Source organism: Cellulomonas timonensis (genome assembly GCF_900046455.1).
Taxonomy (GTDB): domain Bacteria; phylum Actinomycetota; class Actinomycetes; order Actinomycetales; family Cellulomonadaceae; genus Cellulomonas_A; species Cellulomonas_A timonensis.
On record NZ_FCOT01000004.1, the window covers coordinates 1 to 4,604 of the forward strand.

Sequence of the window (4,604 nt, forward strand, 5' to 3'; positions counted from 1 at the left end):
TCCCATTCCGAACCCGGAAGCTAAGCCCCTCTGCGCCGATGGTACTGCACTCGCCAGGGTGTGGGAGAGTAGGTCGCCGCCGGAACATCATTCAGAAAGAGCCACCCCTATGGGGTGGCTCTTTCTGTGTTTCCAGGGCATTCCAACGCCCCCGAAGGGGTGGAATGCCTCACTTTCAGGCCTGCGTGGGAGCCGCCGGAGACGCGATCTGCACCAGATTCCCGCACGTGTCGTCCAACACGGCGACGGTGACGGGGCCGGTGGTGGTGGGCTTCTGCACGAAGCGGACCCCGAGCTCGCGCAGACGCTCGTACTCCGACTCCACAGAGTCCACGGCGAACGAGGTCACCGGGATGCGGTCGCGGTAGAGCGCACGGCGGAACGGCTGCACGGCCTTATGGGCAGCCGGCTCGAGCACGAGCTCCGGGCCCTGCGGGTCGTCAGCGGACACGAGGGTCAACCACGCGAACTTGCCCATTGGCACGTGGGACTTCACCTCGAACCCCAGAACGTCCGTGTAGAACGCCAACGCCCTGTCCTGGTTGTCGACGTAGATGCTCGAGAGCTGGATGCGCGGCATGACTGTCCTTCAAGCGGGTGCGGATGACCGCTCGAGCCTAAGTCGTCGCGTCGGGGTGTAGATGTGGGCGCGCCAATGCGGCGCGGGCGTCGAGCAGCGCGGCGAGGATCTCCTCCTCGCGGTCCGAGGCTGATCGGCTAGCGGCCGCGGGGTCGCGCATGAGCGAGGCCCCGAGCGCGAGCGGCTGATCGGCAGGGGAGCGGGGAGGCAGCGCCACAGCGAGGCCGAGCACGCCGGGATGGGTCTCGCCATCGTCCAGCGCGTAACCGCGGGCGCGGGTGGCGTCGAGTTTGTGCTGGAGGTCGTCGACGGTGGCGACGGAGCGCTCGGTCCAGCGCGGCAGCGTCGCGGGGTCGTCGAACCGCTCGCGCACGTCGGCCGGATCCAGCAGGGCGAGGAGCGCGGCGCCCACGGCGGTGATGCTCGCCGGGAACCGGTCGCCGATCGACGCGGAGAGCCGCAATGGGGCCCGTCCCTCATGGCGGGCCAGGTAGAGGACATCCGTCCCGTCGAGCATCGCCACCTGGAGCAACTCGCTGCGCAGCACCGGAGAGTCGGCGCAGACGCGGTAGAACTCCCGCACCAGGTCGAACTCGCGCACGTACGCGCCACCGAGCTGCACCGTGGTGCGCCCCAGCGCGTAGACGTGCTCTGTCTTGCGGACCAGGCCGGCCTGTTCGAGCGCCAGGCACAGGTTCAGGGTGGAGGACTTCGCGAGCCCGAGTGCCCGCGCGATGTCCGTGAGGCCGAGCGGCCCCCGGTCCGCGAGCAGCGTCAGGATGGCGGCGGCGCGGGTGACCGCCGGCGCCGGGCTGCGGGTGGGGTCCTCGGTCGGCGGCATCGATGTCCTGTCGGCGGGCGTCAGGGGTGCGGGGCGGGCGTGCGTCAGTAGAAGTCGACGGTGTCCATGCGGTTGATGAGCTCCTTGCCGTCGAGCAGCCGGGTGGCGTTGGCGGCGAACAGCTCGGCGATCAGGCGGTCCTCGTCGTCGTTCAGCGCGGCGGTGTGGGGGGAGATGAGGACGTTGTCCAGGTCCCACAGCGGGTCGTCGGCGGGGAGCGGCTCGACGGCCACGACGTCCAGGCCCGCGAATCCGACTCGTCCGTCCCGCAGCGCCTCGATGAGCGCGGCCTGGTCGACCACGTCTCCGCGGCCGACGTTCGCGAAGATGACACCAGGCTTGACCTGCGCGAACACCTCCTCGCTGAGGAGGTGGCGGGTGCGGTCGGTGCCGGGGAGCGTGCTGACGATGGCGTCGGCCTGCCCGACGACGTCGGCGAGACGGTCGACGCCGACCACCTCGGACACCCCGTCGACGGGCCGGACGGTGCGGTTGACGCCGATGACGCGCGCGCCCATCGCGGCGAACAGGCGGGCCGTGGTGCGGCCGATGTTGCCGAGCCCGACGACCAGCACTGTCATCTGGGAGACCTGCCGCATCGTCCAGCGCTCGCTCCAGACCCGGGCGGACTTCTGGGCCTGGAGGCGGGGCAGGGACTTGGCGCCGGCGAGGACGGCGAAGAGCGCGAACTCGGCGAGGGTGCCGCTGTGCGGTCCGGCCGAGGTCGAGAAGGCCACGCGGGCGAGCTCGTCCGGGGTGAGGCCTGCGGCCTTGACCTGTGCGCCGCCACCGGCCGCCATCGTGTGCACCCAGCGGAGCCCGGGGTTGGCACGCACGGCGCGCCGCAGCGCTGCCGGGTCGATGTCGGGGATGCCGTAGAGCGCGTCCGCGCCGTCGATGAGCGCCTCGAAGCGGGTCTGGTCGTTGAAGGACCGGCTGAACGCCGGGTCGCCGGAGTGGTCGCCGGGGAAGCGCATGGGCGGCAGCAGTCCCTGATCGCACACGATGTCGAGTCGCGGCTCGAGGCGTGCGAGGAGTGCGCAGTGCTCGTCGGTGAGCGGGGTGGCGATGACGACCCGGAGGCGGTCGGGGGAGGTGCTGCTCATAGCAGAACGGTACACGGGGCTGAACACGGTTTGCTAGGTTGACCGCGCGGGCCGGTCGCAGGAGGCGGTCATGAGCCCGCGATGCTCACGGAGGTGGAGATGGCCGGCGTCGGATTCATCGGGCTCGGTGTGATGGGACGGCCCATGGCCGGGCACATCCTGGACGGCATCAGCCCCGACGGGCGCGAGCTGGTGCTGTTGGACAGCGGGCGGGGCAATGCGGACGCGCTGATCGAGCGCGGAGCCGTCGGCGTGGCCACAGCCCGCGCCGTCGCCGAGGCATGCGACCTGGTCGTCGTGATGCTGCCCGACCTGCCGCAGCTCCGCGACCTGCTCGACGGCCCCGACGGCTTGGCAGCCGGGGTGCGGGCGCCTGTCGTGCTCGTCATCTGCTCCACCGTCTCGCCGGACGGGGTGCGCGAGCTCGACGCCGAGCTCGCCGAGACGTCCGGCGGGCTGCTGCGAGTGGTCGACGCCCCCGTCTCGGGCGGGGAGGTCGGCGCGGTGGCCGGCACGATGTCGATCATGGTGGGCGGCCCCCGCGGCCTGGTCGACCAGGTGCTGCCCGTGCTCGACCTCATGGGCACGCCCGCGCACCTGGGCCCACTCGGCGCCGGCCAGGTGGCCAAGGCCTGCAACCAGCTCATCTGCGCGGCGCAGGTCGCCGCCATCGCCGAGGCGGCAGTCGTGGCCGAGCGCGCGGGCCTGGACGTCGGCCGGCTGCTCACGCTGCTGCAGGGCGGCTACGCGGCCAGCACGATCCTCGCCGACAAGGCCGCCCGTTTCGCGGAGAAGGACTACACCGTCTCGGGCGCCGCGAAGTTCATGGTCAAGGACTTGGCGGCCTACCGAGCGGAGGCGGACCGCACCGGGACGTCGACGCTCATCGCCGACCGGCTGCACGACGCGTTCACCGACCTCACCGCCCAAGGGCTCGGCGACCAGGACACCTCGGTGGTCCAGGCGTACGTCGCGGGGCGCGTGGCAGCCGCGGGCTGACCAGCCTGCGACCCGGGAGCCACGGGGTAGCGGCGCCCCGCGGAAGGCGCGTCGTCGCCGACGGGTGCAGCATGGAGGCCCGCCCCCAGCCACGGTGAGGAGATCAGGATGGCCGCGCCGATCGTCGTCGGATATGACGCCTCCGAGCAGGCCGCTGTCGCGGTCAAGTGGGCCGCTGGCGAGGCCGTCCGGTCGGCTAGCGAGCTCATCGTGGTGCACGCGTGGGGATTCGCCGACCGCCCAGGCGGCGGCGCCGGGCACTCGCCCCTGGGAGAGGCCGTCCTCGCGGGCGTGCAGGCGGTGGCGGACGACGGCGCCGCGATCGCCCGTGCTGCAGCGCCCGGCCTCCAGGCCAGCGGCGTGGTGGGCCACGGCTCGCCGGCACAGGCTCTCGTCGACCACGCGCATGGCGCCCGGATGCTCGTGCTGGGCCGCCACGGGACGGGCTGGTTCAGCGGGGCGCTGACGGGATCGGTGGCCACCGGCGCGGTGCAGCGGGCGAGCTGCCCGGTCGCGGTGGTGCCGGCCGACTCGCTCGAGCACCCCCGCACCGACGTCGTGGTGGTGGGCGTCGACGGCTCGCCCGGATCCGACACCGCGCTGCTCGCCGCCGCCGACGAGGCGACCGCGCGTGACGCGATGCTGCGGGTGGTGACGTCGTGGACCAGCGCGGAGGCGACCTCCACGCTCTCCTACTGGGCGGTGGCCTATCCGAGCGTGACCCCCGACGAGATGGCGCTCGCACATGCCGAACGCGTCCAGGAGGCCGCCCGGGCCATCCTCGACGAACGGGCCGCTGAGCTCGAGGTCGCCTGGGAGGTGACCGAGGGCCCGGCGCCGCACGTCCTCGCGCAAGCCTCGACGGCAGCGGACCTCGTGGTGGTCGGCGCCCGTGGGCGGGGCGGACTGGCCGGGCTGCTGCTGGGCTCGGTGAGCCGCAACGTCGTCCGCCGGTCCCACTGCCCGGTGCTGGTCACGCGGGCCGACATCGATCAGGGCTGACGGTCACCGACCGCGCCCGCCGCCCTGGCCGCCGCCGGCGGGGCGATCACCGGGGAGACGGTCGGCGGGCTCGGCC

At 72.8% G+C, this 4,604-nt stretch carries 5 protein-coding genes and 1 rRNA gene; 3 read left to right on the top strand and 3 right to left on the bottom strand.

Annotated elements, in window-relative coordinates; genetic code table 11:
- A 5S ribosomal RNA gene (gene rrf, locus BN3788_RS00060) occupies positions 1 to 85 on the top strand; the annotation flags it as partial.
- 90 nt (positions 86 to 175) lie between these two features.
- Here rrf and BN3788_RS00065 read toward each other — a convergent pair.
- The 3 genes from BN3788_RS00065 to BN3788_RS00075 are packed head-to-tail and all read right to left on the bottom strand — an operon-like array spanning position 176 to position 2,527.
- Complete coding sequence (locus BN3788_RS00065) at positions 176 to 580, bottom strand: VOC family protein (protein WP_066581498.1); 405 nt, start codon at positions 578 to 580, stop codon at positions 176 to 178.
- A 37-nt stretch (positions 581 to 617) separates the two neighbouring features.
- On the bottom strand, positions 618 to 1,421 hold the full coding sequence (locus BN3788_RS00070; RefSeq protein WP_066581501.1) for an IclR family transcriptional regulator: 804 nt from the start codon (positions 1,419 to 1,421) through the stop codon (positions 618 to 620).
- A 44-nt stretch (positions 1,422 to 1,465) separates the two neighbouring features.
- Positions 1,466 to 2,527, bottom strand: coding sequence for a D-2-hydroxyacid dehydrogenase (locus BN3788_RS00075; protein ID WP_066581504.1), 1,062 nt, complete (start codon positions 2,525 to 2,527; stop codon positions 1,466 to 1,468).
- Positions 2,528 to 2,608: 81 nt separating this feature from the next.
- Here BN3788_RS00075 and BN3788_RS00080 point away from each other — a divergent pair, with 81 nt between their 5' ends.
- Together BN3788_RS00080 and BN3788_RS00085 are read left to right on the top strand one after the other, a co-directional pair.
- Positions 2,609 to 3,526, top strand: a complete 918-nt coding sequence (locus BN3788_RS00080; RefSeq protein ID WP_234346397.1) for an NAD(P)-dependent oxidoreductase — start codon at positions 2,609 to 2,611, stop codon at positions 3,524 to 3,526.
- A 108-nt stretch (positions 3,527 to 3,634) separates the two neighbouring features.
- Positions 3,635 to 4,528 (top strand): universal stress protein, encoded by an 894-nt coding sequence (locus BN3788_RS00085; protein WP_066581507.1) that lies wholly within the window; start codon positions 3,635 to 3,637, stop codon positions 4,526 to 4,528.
- Positions 4,529 to 4,604: the final 76 nt, after the last annotated feature.